Annotated in this window: 13 protein-coding genes; 5 read left to right on the top strand and 8 right to left on the bottom strand. The window is 65.2% G+C overall.

What is annotated here, in order from left to right:
* Window positions 1–47: 47 nt before the first annotated feature.
* Window positions 48–347, bottom strand: coding sequence for a DUF2782 domain-containing protein (locus tag CSC73_RS04900; protein WP_163839279.1), 300 nt, complete (start codon window positions 345–347; stop codon window positions 48–50).
* A gap of 86 nt (window positions 348–433) precedes the next feature.
* Between CSC73_RS04900 and polA the strand changes: the two genes are divergently transcribed.
* Window positions 434–3,193 (top strand): DNA polymerase I, encoded by a 2,760-nt coding sequence (gene polA / locus CSC73_RS04895; protein ID WP_163839278.1) that lies wholly within the window; start codon window positions 434–436, stop codon window positions 3,191–3,193.
* Between the two features lie 377 nt (window positions 3,194–3,570).
* Window positions 3,571–4,065 carry a DUF421 domain-containing protein gene (locus CSC73_RS04890; RefSeq protein ID WP_163839277.1) on the top strand — a complete coding sequence of 165 codons (495 nt, stop codon included), beginning with the start codon at window positions 3,571–3,573 and terminating at the stop codon, window positions 4,063–4,065.
* Window positions 4,066–4,189: 124 nt separating this feature from the next.
* Here the strand turns inward: CSC73_RS04890 and hemF are convergent, their stop codons facing one another.
* From hemF to CSC73_RS04865, 5 genes are all read right to left on the bottom strand, one after another.
* Entirely contained in the window at window positions 4,190–5,101 is a 912-nt protein-coding gene (gene hemF, locus CSC73_RS04885) for an oxygen-dependent coproporphyrinogen oxidase (protein WP_163839276.1), read from the bottom strand.
* Between the two features lie 244 nt (window positions 5,102–5,345).
* Window positions 5,346–6,908 carry a hypothetical protein gene (locus CSC73_RS04880; RefSeq protein WP_163839275.1) on the bottom strand — a complete coding sequence of 521 codons (1,563 nt, stop codon included), beginning with the start codon at window positions 6,906–6,908 and terminating at the stop codon, window positions 5,346–5,348.
* A gap of 161 nt (window positions 6,909–7,069) precedes the next feature.
* Window positions 7,070–7,378 carry a putative quinol monooxygenase gene (locus CSC73_RS04875; RefSeq protein WP_163839274.1) on the bottom strand — a complete coding sequence of 103 codons (309 nt, stop codon included), beginning with the start codon at window positions 7,376–7,378 and terminating at the stop codon, window positions 7,070–7,072.
* Entirely contained in the window at window positions 7,375–7,977 is a 603-nt protein-coding gene (locus tag CSC73_RS04870) for a hypothetical protein (RefSeq protein ID WP_163839273.1), read from the bottom strand. Before CSC73_RS04870 ends, CSC73_RS04875 begins: the two co-directional genes overlap by 4 nt.
* Window positions 7,974–10,361 carry a S9 family peptidase gene (locus tag CSC73_RS04865; RefSeq protein WP_163839272.1) on the bottom strand — a complete coding sequence of 796 codons (2,388 nt, stop codon included), beginning with the start codon at window positions 10,359–10,361 and terminating at the stop codon, window positions 7,974–7,976. Before CSC73_RS04865 ends, CSC73_RS04870 begins: the two co-directional genes overlap by 4 nt.
* Before the next feature lie 205 nt (window positions 10,362–10,566).
* Between CSC73_RS04865 and CSC73_RS04860 the strand changes: the two genes are divergently transcribed.
* On the top strand, window positions 10,567–11,919 hold the full coding sequence (locus tag CSC73_RS04860) for an AMP-binding protein (protein WP_163839271.1): 1,353 nt from the start codon (window positions 10,567–10,569) through the stop codon (window positions 11,917–11,919).
* Between the two features lie 61 nt (window positions 11,920–11,980).
* On the opposite strand, the gene CSC73_RS04855 is transcribed toward CSC73_RS04860, so the two are convergent.
* Window positions 11,981–12,988, bottom strand: coding sequence for a chorismate transformation FkbO/Hyg5 family protein (locus CSC73_RS04855; protein WP_163839270.1), 1,008 nt, complete (start codon window positions 12,986–12,988; stop codon window positions 11,981–11,983).
* Window positions 12,985–14,373, bottom strand: coding sequence for an NAD(P)/FAD-dependent oxidoreductase (locus CSC73_RS04850; protein ID WP_163839269.1), 1,389 nt, complete (start codon window positions 14,371–14,373; stop codon window positions 12,985–12,987). The genes CSC73_RS04855 and CSC73_RS04850 overlap by 4 nt, the downstream gene beginning before the upstream one ends.
* A gap of 144 nt (window positions 14,374–14,517) precedes the next feature.
* Here CSC73_RS04850 and CSC73_RS04845 point away from each other — a divergent pair, with 144 nt between their 5' ends.
* Both CSC73_RS04845 and CSC73_RS04840 read left to right on the top strand, forming a co-directional pair.
* Window positions 14,518–14,787 carry a phosphopantetheine-binding protein gene (locus CSC73_RS04845; RefSeq protein WP_163839268.1) on the top strand — a complete coding sequence of 90 codons (270 nt, stop codon included), beginning with the start codon at window positions 14,518–14,520 and terminating at the stop codon, window positions 14,785–14,787.
* 37 nt (window positions 14,788–14,824) lie between these two features.
* On the top strand, window positions 14,825–15,508 hold the full coding sequence (locus tag CSC73_RS04840) for a COG4648 family protein (RefSeq protein ID WP_211840817.1): 684 nt from the start codon (window positions 14,825–14,827) through the stop codon (window positions 15,506–15,508).
* Window positions 15,509–15,800 lie beyond the last annotated feature (292 nt).

Below are 15,800 nucleotides of genomic sequence, written 5' to 3'. Positions count from 1 at the left end.
GACCTACGTAGGTCGGGGCTACGTCCCCGACTGCATGCCGGAATCACTCACCAGCCATAGAGCTTCCAGTAAACCGGCGAGATGTCCTTCTCGCTGGCGCCCTTGCTGTGGTCCAGGCGGCCGTCGCCGTTCTCATCCATCAGGTAGTAGGCCGCGCCGCGCGAAGGGGTGACTTTCACCATGCGCATCTGGCCGGCCACCCGGTATTCCTCGATGACATCGCCGTTGGGTTCGGTACGCACCGCGACCTGGGCATTGGCGAGGTCCACGCCGGGGTCGTTTTGCGACGATCCCAGGGAAGCGCAACCGGCAAGCACCAGCAAGGGTGCGATCAATAGGGTTTTCATGGGGGTCTCGTATTGCGATGCCGGGTCTGGATTATGCGCCGGCTGCGCTAAGCGTGCGTGAGCGCGCGGGGGGTTAGAATCGGCCCATGCCAAGACTCGTACTGATCGACGGTTCCAGTTACCTCTACCGCGCCTTCCATGCGCTTCCTCCGCTGACCAATGCCGCGGGCGAGCCCACCGGCGCGCTGTTCGGCGTGGTCAACATGCTGCGCGCGACCTTGAAGGAGAATCCCGAGTACGTCGCCTTCGTGGTCGACGCGCCCGGCAAGACCTTCCGCGACGACCTGTATCCGCTGTACAAGGCCAACCGCGCCGCCATGCAGGACGACCTGCGCGCGCAGGTCATGCCGATGTGCGAGATCGTGCAGGCCTTGGGCATGCCCATTCTGCGCGTCGACGGCGTGGAAGCCGACGATGTGATCGGTACGTTGGCCTTGCAGGCCAATGCCGATGGAATCGAGGTGACCATTTCCACCGGCGACAAGGATTTCGCGCAGCTGGTGCGGCCCGGGCTGGCGCTGGTCAACACCATGAGCGGCAGCCGCATGGATTCGGACGAGACCGTGTTCGAGAAATTCGGCGTCAAGCCCGGGCAGATCGTCGACCTGCTAGCGCTGATGGGCGACGCCGTGGACAACGTGCCCGGCGTGGAGAAGTGCGGTCCCAAGACGGCGGCCAAATGGCTGGCCGAGTACGGCACGCTGGACGGGGTGATGGCGCACGCCGCCGACATCAAGGGCAAGATCGGCGACAACCTGCGCGCCGCGCTGGAACGCCTGCCGCTGAACCGCCAACTGGTCACCATCAAGACCGACGTCGCGCTGGACGGCGACGCGCAAAGCCTGGGCATGCGCGAACGCGATGTCGATTCGCTGCGGCAGCTTTACCAGCGTTACGGATTCAACCAGGCGCTGAAGGAACTGGGCGGCGAAACCGCCGGTCCGGTCGCGGAAAAGGAGCCGGGCCGCGCGCGCGGTACCGGTTTCGTGGCCGCCGCTGCGATGGAGACCTCGGCCATCGATCCTGCGCTGTCGGCGCAGGGCCAATACGAAACCGTGCTCAGCGCCGGACAACTCGATGCGCTGATAGGCGCGCTGCGCAAAGCCGACGAGTTCGCCTTCGACAGCGAAACCGACAGCCTGGATCCCATGCAGGCCAACCTGGTGGGATTGAGCTTTGCGGTCGAACCCGGCAAGGCCGTCTACCTTCCGCTGGCGCACGAATATCCCGGCGCGCCCGTGCAGCTCGACCGCGCCGCGACGCTGGCTGCGCTTTCGCCCCTGTTCGCCGACGCCGGCAAGAAGAAGCTCGGACAGCACGGAAAATACGACCTGCACGTCCTGCGCCGCCATGGCGTCGCGGTGGCCGGCTATGCCGACGACACCATGCTGGAAAGCTTCGTGTTGAACTCGGGCAGCAGCCGCCACGACATGGACAGCCTGGCCAAGCGCTATCTGGGCTACGACACCATCAAGTACGAACAGGTGGCCGGCAAAGGCGCCAAGCAGATCCTGTTCTCGCAGGTCGCGCTGGACGACGCCACGCGCTACGCGGCCGAGGACGCCGACATCACGCTGCGCCTGCATCGCACCCTGTCGCCCAGGCTGGCCGCCGAGCCCGGCCTGGAAAGCGTGTATCGCGAAATAGAAATGCCCTTGGTGCCGGTGCTGGAGCGCATCGAAGCCAACGGAGTGATGATCGACGCCGACGAACTGCGCCGCCAGTCCGCCGACCTGTCAAAGCGCATGCTCGCCGCGCAGCAGAAAGCGACGGAACTGGCCGGGCGCAGCTTCAATCTCGATTCGCCCAAACAATTGCAGGCCTTGCTGTTCGAAGAACTGAAACTGCCGGCGATGCTGAAGACACCGACCGGGCAGCCTTCCACCAACGAAGAAGCGCTGGAAGCCATCGCCGACCAGCACGAACTGCCGCGCGTGATCCTGGAATACCGCGGGCTTGCGAAGTTGCGCAGCACCTACACCGACAAGCTGCCGGAAATGGTCAACCCGCAAACCGGCCGCGTGCACACCAGCTACCACCAGGCAGGTGCCGCCACCGGCCGCCTGTCTTCGTCCGATCCCAATCTGCAGAACATCCCGATCCGTACCGACGATGGCCGCCGCATCCGCCGCGCCTTCGTCGCCCCGCCCGGACGCAAGCTGGTCGCCTGCGACTACTCGCAGATCGAACTGCGGATCATGGCGCATTTGTCCGAGGATCCCGGCCTGGTGCGTGCGTTCGAATCCGGCGTCGACGTGCACAAGGCCACGGCGGCGGAAGTGTTCGGCCGCAAGCTCGAAGACGTCACCGGCAACGAGCGCCGCGCCGCCAAGGCCATCAACTTCGGTCTGATGTACGGCATGAGCGCGTTCGGGCTGGCGCGGCAGCTGGGTATCGGCCGCGGCGAAGCGCAGGACTACATCGCCTTGTACTTCAGCCGCTATCCGGGCGTGCGCGACTACATGGAGCGCACGCGCCAGCAGGCGCGCGAGCAGGGCTACGTGGAAACCGTGTTCGGCCGCCGCCTCTACCTGGACTACATCAACAAGGGCACGCAGGGCCAGCGCGCCGGCGCCGAGCGCGCCGCGATCAATGCGCCCATGCAGGGCACCGCCGCCGACATCATCAAGCGCGCGATGATCGCGGTGGATGCCTGGCTGGCCGACCACGCGGCGCGCGCGTTGATGATCCTGCAGGTGCACGACGAACTGGTGTTCGAAGCTGAACAGGATTTCGTCGAGACGCTGCTCCGGGAAGTCACCGGCAGAATGTCGGGTGCCGCGACACTCTCCGTTCCCCTGGTGGTCGACAGCGGAGTGGGCGATAACTGGGATGAGGCGCATTGACGCGGGTATTCCGGCCCAAATCCGTGACAAAGCGGATAGTTACGGCCGATATCTGTAGCGGCGCTTGCGTCTTTAATTCAATACTGGCTAGTTCAATAAACTGAATATGCCTTAAACCTTACGGTTTTTTAACCGGAATCTTCACGAACTATCCATGCGCGGTCTGGTCATATAGCCCGTGACAGATGCAAGGTCTGTCGCTGGATCTCTCCCATCCCCTGGAGTGATCTCCGGAACGAAGGCCCCTCCCCAGGCCTAGTTCCCTGGCCCCGCTGACCCCCCCCTGGTCGGTGGGGCTTTTTATTTGCGGAAGGTTTTTTGCGGAGCGGCCAATGCTCTGCGTTACTGTGCGCGCATCCCCGTACCGGAACCGGACCATGCCGCAAGTGTTTGAAGAGATGTTCGACCTGGCCATGCCGTGGTGGGTCTTCGTGTTGCGTGCGTGCATCGTGTACTTCGTGTTGCTGGTGATGATCCGCGCTTCCGGCAAACGCACCATGGGGCAGTTCACTCCTTTCGACATGCTGCTGGTGGTGCTGCTGGGCAATGCGGTGCAGAACGCGCTGCTGGGCCAGGACACCTCCGTCGGTGGCGGCCTGCTGCTGGCGGTGACCCTGATCGCGCTCAACTGGACCGTGGGCCTGGTGTCCGCGCGCAGTCCCAGGGTAGAGGCGATGATCGAAGGCTCGCCCGTGCTGCTGGCGCGCAACGGCAAGGTCTACAAGGATGTGCTGCGCAGAGAGCTGATCAGCCGCGCCGATTTCGACAAGGCGATGCGCGAAGCCGGTTGCGTGGAGGTGGAGGACATCGGTTTGGCCGTGCTGGAAACCAACGGCCACATCACCATCGTCAAGCAGGATCCTGCCGCATAGCCGCCGACCTTGTAGGAGCGGGCCCTGCCCGCGACAGCTTTTTGGCACGATGATCGCCATCGTCTGTAGCGCCTTGCGGAACGCCTCTCAAAAGCGGTCGCGGGCAGGGCCCGCTCCTACAAGGTCAGGTCAGCTCGGCCAGCCAGTCTCGAGGACGCAGATAATCGGCCAAGCGCGATTCCGGGCTTCCCGCTTCCGGCACGAAGCCGTATTCCCAGCGTACGCGGGGCGGCAGGCTCATCAGGATGCTTTCGCTGCGTCCGCCGCTTTGCAGGCCGAACAGGGTGCCGCGGTCGTAGACCAGATTGAATTCCACGTAGCGTCCGCGGCGGTACAGCTGGAATTCGCGCTCGCGTTCGCCATAGGGCGTGTCCGTGCGGCGCTCGACCAGGGGCAGGTAGGCGTCCAGGAAGCCGTCGCCGACCGCGCGCTGGTAAGCGAAGTCGCGTTCGAAATCGTTGCCCAGGTCGTCGAAGAACAGACCGCCTACGCCACGCGTTTCGTTGCGGTGCTTGAGGAAGAAGTAATCGTCGCACCAGCGTTTGTGCGCCTGGTAGCGCTCATCCCCGCCAAAGGGTTCGCACAACCCGCGCGCGGTGCGGTGCCAGTGCAGCACGTCTTCGTCGAAGGGATAGAACGGAGTCAGGTCGAAACCGCCGCCGAACCACCAGGCTACCGTTTCGCCGCCGCGTTCGGCGCGGAAGTGGCGCACGTTGGCGTGGGTGGTGGGCAGGTAGGGGTTGTGCGGATGGAACACCAGCGATACGCCGACCGCGCGCCAGGACGCGCCGGCGAGTTCAGGACGCGCGGCGCTGGCGGAGGGTGGCAGCCTGGTTCCCGAAACGTCCGAAAAACCCACGCCGGCCTGCTCGAATACCGAGCCCTCGCGGAGGATGCGGGTGCGGCCGCCACCGCCTTCGGCACGGGTCCAGTTGTCTTCGGCGAAGCGCGCGCTGCCGTCGGCGGTTTCGATGGCGGCGCAGATGCGGTCCTGCAGGCCGGTCAGGTAGTCGCGGACATCGTCGATATCGTTCATGCGCGCATTCTAGCTGTGAGCAGATACGGCTGCTTTGATCGCAATCAATCGGGTAAAAACAAAAAAAGGGAACTCGAATGACCTCCCCCTTTGAAAAAGGGGGATTGAGGGGGATTTGCTTTTGACTTTGCTCGGCTGCTTCCAAACAAGATCAAGAGCAAATCCCCCGCCCGGCAAAGCCGGGCGACCCCCTTTTGCAAAGGGGGTGTGCGCCGGTGCTCTTCGAATTGGGTATGCCTTTGCGTCAATTCTTGTTGGGATTGCTCTCGCCGCTATCGTCTTCGGCAGGCAACTCCGCCTCCAGCGAATCGCCCAGCTTCTGCAGGGCGTTGACCGCTTTCAGCATTTCCCAATTGCTGGTTTCGCGCACGTCGCAGGCGACATGCTTCGGATCCTTCTCGCACAACCGGTCCAGCGAATCGATCACCGATTCGTCGCCGGCATTGGCGTACACCTGGGTCAGATTCTCGCAGCCGGTACGCACGCCTTGCGCGCAGACCTGCTGGTAATAGACCTTGGCGCCGGTCCAGTCGCCCTGCAGCGCGCGTTGGTTGCCCAGGGCGTTGCAGCCCTGCAGCTTGCCTGTGTCGCAACAAGCCTTGGCGCCGCCTTCCTCCATGATCGCCGGACAGTCCTGCTCCAGCGGCTTTTCGACATAGGCCACCGGCGCGCTGCAGCGATCGGCGCCGCCTTGGCGTTCGTACAGGGCGAACTCGTTCCAGCTGTCGATACCCAGCAGGCGCTGCGCATCGAGTACGCGGAACACGAAATCGCCGCCCTTGTCGTGGCGGATGCGCACCAGGCCGTTCTCCAGGCGCGCGCGCATGCGGCTGCCGAAACCGCCTTCGATCATGCCGTGATCGCCGAACTTCAATTCAGACATCAGGCCGGTGGCGGCCGCGTAGTCGCCGCACGGCAGCTGCGTGGCCGGGGCGAAGCGCTGATCTGCGTCGGTCAGGCTTTGCAGGGGTTCGGCCTTCTTGCAGGCATCCGGGTCGCCGGCTTCGCTGCATGCGGTCTGCAATGCGCTGCGCGCCTGCAGGTAGCGGCCGGCGGTCCATAGTTTTCCGGCGGCGTTGTTGCAGACCTTGGCCGAGCCGGTGCGGTCGCACATGGCGATGCTCTGATCCAGGTGCGAGGGGGACAAAGCCACGGCATCGGCGTACATCGAGCCGAGCGCTCCCACCAGGCTCTTGGCGATCTGCTCGCTGAGGATTTGCTTGGCTGCAGCTATGCACCCTTCCTCCGAGAAAGCCGGGGTGCCTTCCTGGCAGACGGGCGGTTTTTCGATCTCCGGTTCGGGTGGCCCGGACTGCTTGGCCTGCGTCTGGTACAGATCGATCAATTTGTCGCAGGCGAAGGGCAGTGCTTCCACCTCGCACCATCGCTGCAGGGTGGCTTCATCGGCGCTGTAGGCATTGTCCAGACACTGCGACAGGTCGGCGCGGCAGGTCCCGGTGGCTGCGGCTTGCGGCAATGGTTTGCAGGCGGCGGGCTCGGATAGCATGTATTCGTGGAAATCGAGGCCGTCGGTAATCCGGTTGCCAGCGTCGACCTTGTACTTGGAGACATAACCTGCCTCCAGGTCCGCCATTTGCAATTCGGCACCGGCGCGGCGGTATTCGAAGCGGCGCGGCGCACTGCCGGCGGACAGCTCCAGCGCCTGCGCGCCGCTTTCTATCACCAGCCGGGAGTTTTCGTTCTTCTGATCCTGGTAGACGCCGCAGGCGAGCGCCACGGCGTCCGCGGCGTCGGTGAGAAACAATAGCGCGGCCAGCAGGCCGAGCCTTCCAATTCCGTTTGGCATTGAAGAACTCCAGGGCAATCAGCTAACAGGGGGATTCATTATCCCCGATTGCCGAGCCCGATGGCTTCCAAGATGAATTTTGTAGAGCCGAGCTTGCTCGGCTGCTGTTGTTCGAACTCAGGAGCAGCCGAGCAAGCTCGGCTCTGCGGCCTGGAGGTTTCTCAGCTTCCTTTCGACCACATCGGGGTCAGTGTCGTGACTTGCGGCGGACCGGACAGCAGTGGTTCGACTTCCTGCAAGTAGGCGGCGTAGCTGTCCGTCTTCAGGAACTGGCCAGCCGCTTCGGCGCTGACATACTGTTGGAACGCAACGATCGCATCCGGATCGGCATTGTCGAAGCAATAGAAGTAAGCGATGTGGCCGGGGTTGGCCGAAACGGCCGGTGCCATGTGCCGCTCCCATACCTTCCTGACTTCATCCCGTTTCCCGGGTTGAGTCTTGTGTCTGATGATGAGTGCGTGAGAGGTCATTGAGGTTCCTTGCGGGGATCGAACTCCGCCCGCACCGCCGGCGTGCACAGTTTCCAGACTATCCAGAGGTGCAGCGCAGCGAACACCACGGCCACCACCCCGCCCATCAGCATGGCGGCGGTCATGAAGCCTTCCAGTTCCGGCGGCATGGTTTGTCCCTGCGGAAGCGCGCCGGCCTGGACGGCCAGCATGCCCTCGATGAACTGCGGCAGGGCGAAGATGCAAGCGAACTGCCACAGCGTGCCAAGCACCAGGATGGCGATGAAACCCTTGCGGCCCCATTCGCGGCGCTTCAGCACGGCCCACGAAACCCACAGGAAGATCGCCGAAAGCACCAGCATCGACACGCCCATCAACAACGTGTTGGTATAGATCCAGTGCATCAGCGGCGGCAACCGCGGCGGTTCGCCGCCGTAGGGGTTGAGCATGCGCAGGTAGAAATCCGCCGGCAGCACCAGGCCCATGACTGTCTGCATCAGGCCGTACAAAAGACCGAGCAGCGCCAGCGCGATGGAAATCCAAGCCAGTACGGTAACGAAATTGCTGGCCGGCCGCGGGTTGACCGGGATCGGAGGCGGCAGGTTCGGCGTGGCGCTCATTTCAGGTTCTCCTCGAACAGCTTCAGCACGCGCTTGTATTCGTCCAGCCAGGAATCGGCGCGGGTGAAGCTGTGGCGTTCCAGCGGGTAGGGTGCGATTTCCCAGTTGTCCTTGTGCAGCTCGATGAGCTTTTGGGTGAGCACTACCGAGTCGCGGAAAAACACGTTGTCGTCGATCATGCCGTGGGCGATCAGCAGATGGTCCTGCAGGCCGGCCGCGTATTCGAGGGGCGAGGATTTACGGTAGGCCTCGGGGTCGAGTTCCGGCGTATTGAGGATGTTGCTGGTGTATTCGTGGTTGTACTGGGTCCAGTCCACCACCGGTCGCAGCGCCGCGCCGGCCTTGAACTTGCCTGGTTCGCGGAACAGCGCCATGAAGGTCATGAAGCCGCCGTAGGAGCCGCCATAAATGCCGGCGCGGTCGCGGTCGCCCTGCTTGTTGGCGACCAGCCAGTCCAGGCCGTCCAGGTAATCTTCCAGTTCCGGATGGCCCATGTTGCGGTAGATGGCGGTGCGCCAGTCGCGGCCATAGCCCTCGCTGCCGCGGTAGTCCATGTCCAGCACCAGGTAGCCGCGCTGCACCAGCAGGTTGTGGAACATCTGTTCGCGGAAATAAGCCGGGTAGCGCTGGTGCACGTTCTGCAGATAGCCGGCGCCATGCACGAACATCACGACCGGATACTTCTTCCCCGGTTCCAGCGTCGCCGGCCCGTAATACTTGGCCCATACCTTGCCGGCGCCGTGCTGCGAAGGCACCTGCACGAACTCCGGTTCGATCCAGGCGCGCGACTTGAACGCCGGGGTGCGCGTATCGGTCAGCGTCTTCGCATCGCCGCCCTTGCTGTCGACGACGGCAAGTTGCGCGGGCAGGTAGCTGCCGGAGTGGTGCAGCAGCAGTTTCGATCCGTCCGGCGAGAGAGTGAAATCCTCGACTCCACCCAGCGCGGTCAGCTCGCGTACCTTGCCGCCATCGACGCGGCAGATCTCATGCGCGCCGGGCGTCTTGCGGTTGCACAGGAAGAAGAAGCCGCCATCGGGCACGGGAACCGGCGATGAAACTTCCCATTGGCCCGAGGTGAGCTGCGCCGGCTTGCCGGAATCGCGCTGCGTATAGAGATGCGAATGGCCCGACTGCTCGGACAGGAACCACAAGGTGCGGTTGTCGGCCAGCCAGCCGAAATCGTTGAAGCTCCAGTTGATCCATGCCGGATCGGTAAGACGGTGGCGCGGCTGCAGCTTGCCGCCGGCCAGGTCCACGCTGGCGATCCAGCGATCCTTGTTGTCGATGGCGCGCACCATCACCGCCACGTTGCGGCCGTCGGCGCTCCAGCGCATGGTGGCGCCGTCGCCGTTGTCGCCGCTGGTGGCCACCTGCACGTCGCGGTTGCCTTTCAGCGCGTCCTTGCCCGCGGCCTTGCGCAAGGCCGCCAGAGGGTCGTCGGCGATGCCGGGCAAGGCATCGAACTTCAGCTCGCGCGCGCTTGCGCTGGCCAGGTCCACCAGCCACAGCGTTTGCGGCTGTGGCGCGTTGCGCCCCACCCGGGTGCGTACTTCCTGGAATTCCTCGTAGCCCGATTCGGTCACGTAGCGCGGCATCTTGCCCGCCTGGCCGGCATCGGCGCCTTTCTTCTGCGTCACCACCAGCAGCCAGCGCGCGTCCGGAGACAGCGCGCTCTGGATGATCTCCACTTCATCGCCCAGATAGACCGGCATTGGCGCGCGGCTCGGGTCGGCCTTGCGCCAGCGCTCGTTCTGCGTCTGCAACGCATCGCGCTGGGCCTTGTCGCGCGCCAGCGTTTCCAGCGTGCGCAACTGCTGTTCGCGCAGCGCGTCGGGTTTGGGCTTGGCGTTGGGATCCTTTTCGGCTTTCACCAGCGCCGCCTGGGCCACGCCGCCGGCCTGGGTCCACCGGTACCACTGGTTGGCCACGCGCCAGATCACTCCGCCATCGGTGGCGAATTGCGGCTGCGTTTCCTCATCGTTGCTGCGCGTCAGCTGGGTCAGCGCGCCGCCGCGCAGATCGCGCAGGAACACATCGCCGTTGCGCACGAAGACCATGCGCCGGCGCGGCTGGTCGTAGACGGGATTGGCAGCATCCAGCGTGTCGCGTTCGCCATCGTCCACGCGCTGGGCGGCGGCGCCGGCGATGGATTGCTGGAAGGTATCGCGGATGGGGCTGTCCTGGCGCTTGAGCTGGTATTGCACGTGCTTGCCGTCCCATGCCCACCAGGCCGCTTCCACGGGCGGGCCGATCCAGTCGGGATCGGCCATGACCTGTTCGATGGTCAGGGCGCCGGCGTCCTGCGCTGAGGCCGCGCCGGCGAAGAGCGCGCCGGCGAAGGCAAGGGGGAGGGCGAGCAACAGGGCGTTCAGGCGGGGACGCATAGGGTTTCCGTGGCATACGCGAATCGGCAAGGTTACCAGCGGCCCAAGGCGGACGACCCGGCCAGTGGTCATGCCTGGCCCGGCGCGCAATTCCTTAAGACCGTGATTTCCGACACAATCGGACTGCTGCCGTCGATCGGCGCGCAGGCAAGCAGGGCGAACCGCATAAGGGAAGCCGTACCGTTACCAGGGAGATCGCAGCACCATGTCGGCAGTCGTCAACGCTCCTTTCGGATCGGGAGTCCCGCAACCGCTGGCCGTGGGCCATGCGGATCGCACTGTGGCCCTGGATGGCCGGCAGCGCATAGGCCTGGACACGTTCCTGGCCCAGGTGCGCGGAGTCGCGGCGGCGCTGCCGGCGGGACTGCATGCGGTGAACCTGTGCGAAGACCGCTACCGTTTCCTGGTGGCGTTCTGCGCGGTGGCCTTGCGCGGGCAGATCACCCTGCTGCCGCACTCGCGGGCGCCGGAAGTGGTGACCGACGTGCTGGCGCAATATCCGGAAAGCTACAGCCTGGGCGACGCCTCGCTGGCGGTAATGCCGCCAGGCCACTGGCTGTTGCCGGACATGCTGCCGGAATCGCAGGGCGACACGCCGATGATCGACGCCGCCGCGGTGGTGGCCATCGGCTTCACTTCGGGCAGCACCGGCACGCCCAAAGCCAATCCCAAGACCTGGTTCGCCTTCCGCGCTAGCACCGCGCAGAATCTGGCCGCGCTGGAAAGCCTGTGGCAGGGGCATGCGATGCCGCATGTGGTGGCCACGGTGCCGCCGCAGCATATGTACGGCATGGAGCTGTCGGTGCTGCTGCCGTTGCTGGGGCCGGCCGGGCTGCATGCCGGTCGCCCGTTCTTTCCCGAAGACGTGGCGCTGGCGCTGGCGGAAACGCCGGAGCCGCGATTGCTGGCCACCACGCCCGTGCACCTGCGCGCGCTGGTCGAGTCGGGCGTGCGCTTGCCTGCGCTGTGCGGAATCGTCTCGGCCACCGCGCCGCTTTCCCAGGAGTTGGCGGCCGCCGCCGAGACGCGCTTCGGTTGCGAGGTGCGCGAAGTCTTCGGTTCCACCGAGACCTGCGTGATCGCCCGCCGCCGTACCGCCCGCGAAGACGCATGGACGCCGCTGCCCGGGGTGCGCCTGCACCCAAAGCCGGACGGCACCTTGGTCCATGCCGCCCACCTGCCGGTGCCGGTGGCGCTGGCCGATCTGGTGGAAGTGGAAAGCGACGGCCGTTTCCATCTGCGTGGCCGTCAGGCCGATTTGCTGGAAATCGCGGGCAAGCGCGCCTCGCTGGGCGATCTGACCCAACGCCTGCTCTCCATTCCCGGCGTGGCCGACGGAGTGATGCTGCAGCTGGACGATTGCGGCCACCGCGGCGTGGCGCGCATCGCCGCACTGGTGGTCGCGCCCGACCTGGAGGAAGCCGCGATCCTGGCGGCGCTGCGCGAGAGCATCGATCCGGTGTTCCTGCCCAGGCCGTTGAAGCGGGTGCCGGCGCTGCCGCGCAGCGAAACCGGCAAGCTGCCGCGCGCGGAGTTGTTGCGGATGCTTGGCTCGTAGGTCGGGGCTACGCCCCCGACCCACGGATAACCGGATTCCGCGTCGGGGGCGTAGCCCCGACCTACCCGTGCACGCCGTCGATTTCCATGCTGAGTTCGCGCCGGCAGATCGCGGCGTGCAGCAGCAGCCTGGGCACGCGGTCGCCGAAACGCTGGTCCAGCGCCTGCGCCACCACCGGCAGATCGGCGCGGTCGCGCACGTAAACCTTCAACCGCGTACCGGCGCCGAACTGCGCCGGCAACGACGGCGCGCGCATCCGCGCCGCGGACAGCAACGCATCGAAGTTGGCCAGGGTTTCCTCGATCTGCGCCAGCAGTTCGCCCACATGCTGCGAGGCATGCCCGACCACGCTGGCCGTGCCCGACAACAGCAGCGGCATCGTCCCGCCCGGCGGCGGCAGCATGGCGCGGGCGAAGCTGGGCGACTGCCGGCCGTACTGGCGCGGGTAGCGATAGGCGCTGACCTGGCGCGGATTCTCCACCGGCGTGCCGGCTTCGCGCGCGGCCAGCCAGTAGATCTGGATGACGCGTTCGTCGTCGCAGCGGCCGATCGCGGTGGCGGCGGGCAGGCGCGAGGCGTCGAAATTCCCCATGCCGCGCGCGCGTCCGACGCAGAACTGGCGGTAGCGTTCCGCATCGCCGTCGCCCAGGGTGATGGCGTCCAGGTAGTTCCAGATGCGCAGCAGTTGCGGGGTGTCGCTGCGGCGCACGAAATCGATCAGCTGGGCGTAGGCGACATCGGCCGCGCTTTCGATGCCTATCGCGCGCTCGTCGATCTCGATCGCGCCGAACAGCAGCTGCCCATCGGTGGCCCAGGCGATATCGCCGTCGCGTCCGCAGGTGACCGGCGCGTTGGCGCGCCACACCTCGAACGGCGCCGCGCCATGCGGCTGCAGCGGTATGCGCAGATAGCGCGGATCGTCGCTGTGCGGCGCATCGTTGCCGAAACCCAGCACCGCCAGGACATCGTCGCCGGCCAGTAGCGCGGCCGGAGAGTCGGCGCCCACATAGTCCACTTCCAATCGCGCGTGGGCGGCCGCGGCGGGCATCGAGGTCATCGGCCGGCTCATGGATTGCCTTCCTGCAAAGTGTCGCCGCCGAAATTCTCGCCCACCTGCCGCTTGCGGCGCAGCCAGCCCCGGAACGCGCGCGGCGCCAGCTGCAGCGCGTTGAACGCGTAGATCAGGCGGAACAGGCGCAGGCGCCGCAGCACCGGCCGGTTGTCGAACACGTCGCCGGCCAGCATCGAAATGACCGCCTGTTCGATCTGGAAATCGTTGCGCGGCTGGGCGAACAGGCGCTGCATCACCGGGGTGGTGAAGCGGTAGATGAACCAGGAGAAATGCTTCAAACCGCGTTTCAGGCGCTTTTCCATGGCCCGTTGCAACGCCGTTTCGCTGGCCGGGTCGCGCAACGCGCCATCGACCACGCTGGCGGCGTGCTCGCCGCTGTTCATGCCCAGGTACACGCCCGACGAAAACACCGGGTCGATGAAGGCATAGGCGTCGCCCACCATCACCCAGCCCGGCCCGGTCATCCGCGTGCAGGTGTAGGAATAGTTGCCGGTGACGTGCACCGGCGCCACCCGTTCGGCCTGTTGCATGCGCGACCACACCGACGGCGTGGCCTGCAGCGTCTGCATCAGAAAGCCTTCGTTGTCGCCGCGGCGCTGCTTGAGGTATTCGGGGAAACACACCGCGCCCACGCTCATCACGTCGCCGCGCAGCGGAATCAGCCACATCCAGCCGTGCGGGAAGCGTTCGACGGTGATGTTGCCTGCATCGGCGCCCTCCCGGCGGGTCACGCCGCGGAAGTGGCTGAAGATGGCCGCCGACTGGTGCAGCGAATTCTTCTTTTTCAGCTTCAGCTTGCCGCCCATGAAAGTATCGCGGCCGCTGGCGTCGACCAGATAGCGCGGCGCGAATGCCAGCATTTCTCCTTCGGCGGTGCGTGCCTGCACGATGGCTGGACGGCCATCGGCGCCGAATTCAACCTTCTCCACCGTCGTGCGCATGCGCGCATCCACGCCGTTGTCCAGCGAGTTCTGGAACAGCAGGTGGTCGAACTCTTCGCGCTTGACCTGATAGGCATGCGGGAAAACGGGGTTGAGCGCGCGTTCGAATCGGAACACATTGACGCTGTTGGCGTTGTCCTGCAGCGGAAAGTCGGCCCCCGGCTTGAACACGCCGATTTCCTTCACCTGCTCCAGCACGCCCAGGCGCTGCAGGATGGGCAGGTTCATCGGCAGCAGTGATTCGCCGATATGGAAGCGGGGGTGCTCGCCTTTTTCCAGCAATACCACCCGCCAGCCTTTGCGCGCCAGCAGGGTGGCGGCGGTGGTGCCGGCCGGTCCGCCGCCGATCACCAGGACATCGACCGCCGCCGGGACCGGAGCCGGTGCGGCCGGCGGATCCTCCGTACGGGGCTGTGCGCTTGCGGGGTCGGCTTGGGTCATCCTGGCTGAACCATATTCGTTGTTCGCGGAAGAAGCAGGCGCGCATGATAACTCGGGCGTTGCGGGCGGCCATCGTCCGCGCCGGTTGCCAAGCGGGCGCGGATGCCGGATCGTGTCGCCCCTGCCACTTAGGGAAGTCACTGGATGTCCACGCAAACCGCCGCTGAACGCGAACTCGCCGATCTGCTGGTCGAAAGCCTGAACCTGGAGGATATCGAGGCCGGGGCGATCGATCCGGAGGCGCCGTTGTTCAACACCGGTCTGGGCCTGGATTCCATCGACGCGCTGGAGCTGGCGCTGGCGATCAGCAAGAAGTACGGCTTCCAGCTGCGTTCGGACAACGACGAGAACCGTCGCATCTTCGCGTCGCTGCGCGCACTGTCGGCGCATGTCGAAACCAACAAGGCCGCCTGACCCCGCACCGGCCGTTCCGGAGGTTTCCGGGGGGCTGCTGATGGGGCTGCGGCTGCTGCTGGCTCTGGCCTATCCGGTGTTCGCCCACCTGGCCAGCGCCCGTGCCGATGGTGGCTGGGCGGCGCTGGCGCTGGCCGACATCGTGCTGCTGTTGCTGCTGGAGCCGTTGCTCAAGCGCCGGCTGTGGGCGCTGTCGCTGCTGGGACTGTGCCTGCTGGCACTGTGGGCGGTCTCACAGTCGCGTTATGCGTTGATGCCGCTGCTGGCGCCGCCGGTGGTGTTCGTGGCGCTGGTGGCGTGGCTGTTCGGGCGCACGTTGTATGCGGGCAGGGTTCCGCTGATCACGCGCATCGTGGAAGGGTTGTATGCGCAGGCGTCCATGCCGGTGAGCCCCGCCCTGTATCTCTACACCCGCCAGTTGACGGTGGCCTGGGCCGCGGTGCTGGGGGTGTTGGCGGTGTTGAACCTGTTGCTTGCGCTGTGCGCGGTGCCCAGCGGCGTGCTGCACCAGTTCGGCCATACGCCTGTGGTTTCGGTGACGGATGAACAATGGTCGTTGTTCGCCAATGTTCTGAATTACGGGATCGTCGGGGGTTTTTTCGTCGTCGAATACTGGTTGCGCAAGCGCCGGTTTCCGCATCGGCCGTATCGCAATGTGGGCGAGTTCGTCCAGCAGATGGCGCGGTTGGGGCCGCGGTTCTGGAATGAATTGATGCGGTGAGCGCGCCGTGCGTCACTCGCGCGCGGCGCGTCATTCTTGCCGTCATCCCAGCGAATGCTGGGATCCATTTTGATCTTGATTTTGCTCCTGCTCCTGCTCCTGCATTTGTTTCTGCTTCTGCCTCTGCCTCTGCCTCCTCCCTTGCGCGCAGCGCAGGGGAGGATTATTGAGGAGGGGTGCTTTTGATCTTGCTTTGATCTTTATTCTTGCTTGGAAGAAAGAGCGTTTCGCGCTTTGCGCGAGTCACTTTCTTTGCTTGTGCAAAGAAAGTAACCAGAGAAACACACCCTAA

Origin of the sequence: Pseudoxanthomonas sacheonensis, assembly GCF_010093305.1 — a bacterium.
GTDB classification, from domain to species: Bacteria; Pseudomonadota; Gammaproteobacteria; order Xanthomonadales; family Xanthomonadaceae; genus Pseudoxanthomonas_A; species Pseudoxanthomonas_A sacheonensis.
The sequence above is the reverse complement of the archived record's forward strand: the minus strand, read 5'-3'. Positions and strand labels throughout refer to the sequence as shown.

Excerpts from the sequence above, each read along its gene's own strand:
- CSC73_RS04900 (WP_163839279.1), bottom strand. The coding sequence starts at position 347 with ATGAAAACCCTATTGATCGCACCCTTGCTGGTGCTTGCCGGTTGCGCT.
- polA (WP_163839278.1), top strand. The coding sequence starts at position 434 with ATGCCAAGACTCGTACTGATCGACGGTTCCAGTTACCTCTACCGCGCC.
- CSC73_RS04890 (WP_163839277.1), top strand. The coding sequence starts at position 3,571 with ATGCCGCAAGTGTTTGAAGAGATGTTCGACCTGGCCATGCCGTGGTGG.
- hemF (WP_163839276.1), bottom strand. The coding sequence starts at position 5,101 with ATGAACGATATCGACGATGTCCGCGACTACCTGACCGGCCTGCAGGAC.
- CSC73_RS04880 (WP_163839275.1), bottom strand. The coding sequence starts at position 6,908 with ATGCCAAACGGAATTGGAAGGCTCGGCCTGCTGGCCGCGCTATTGTTT.
- CSC73_RS04875 (WP_163839274.1), bottom strand. The coding sequence starts at position 7,378 with ATGACCTCTCACGCACTCATCATCAGACACAAGACTCAACCCGGGAAA.
- CSC73_RS04870 (WP_163839273.1), bottom strand. The coding sequence starts at position 7,977 with ATGAGCGCCACGCCGAACCTGCCGCCTCCGATCCCGGTCAACCCGCGG.
- CSC73_RS04865 (WP_163839272.1), bottom strand. The coding sequence starts at position 10,361 with ATGCGTCCCCGCCTGAACGCCCTGTTGCTCGCCCTCCCCCTTGCCTTC.
- CSC73_RS04860 (WP_163839271.1), top strand. The coding sequence starts at position 10,567 with ATGTCGGCAGTCGTCAACGCTCCTTTCGGATCGGGAGTCCCGCAACCG.
- CSC73_RS04855 (WP_163839270.1), bottom strand. The coding sequence starts at position 12,988 with ATGAGCCGGCCGATGACCTCGATGCCCGCCGCGGCCGCCCACGCGCGA.
- CSC73_RS04850 (WP_163839269.1), bottom strand. The coding sequence starts at position 14,373 with ATGACCCAAGCCGACCCCGCAAGCGCACAGCCCCGTACGGAGGATCCG.
- CSC73_RS04845 (WP_163839268.1), top strand. The coding sequence starts at position 14,518 with ATGTCCACGCAAACCGCCGCTGAACGCGAACTCGCCGATCTGCTGGTC.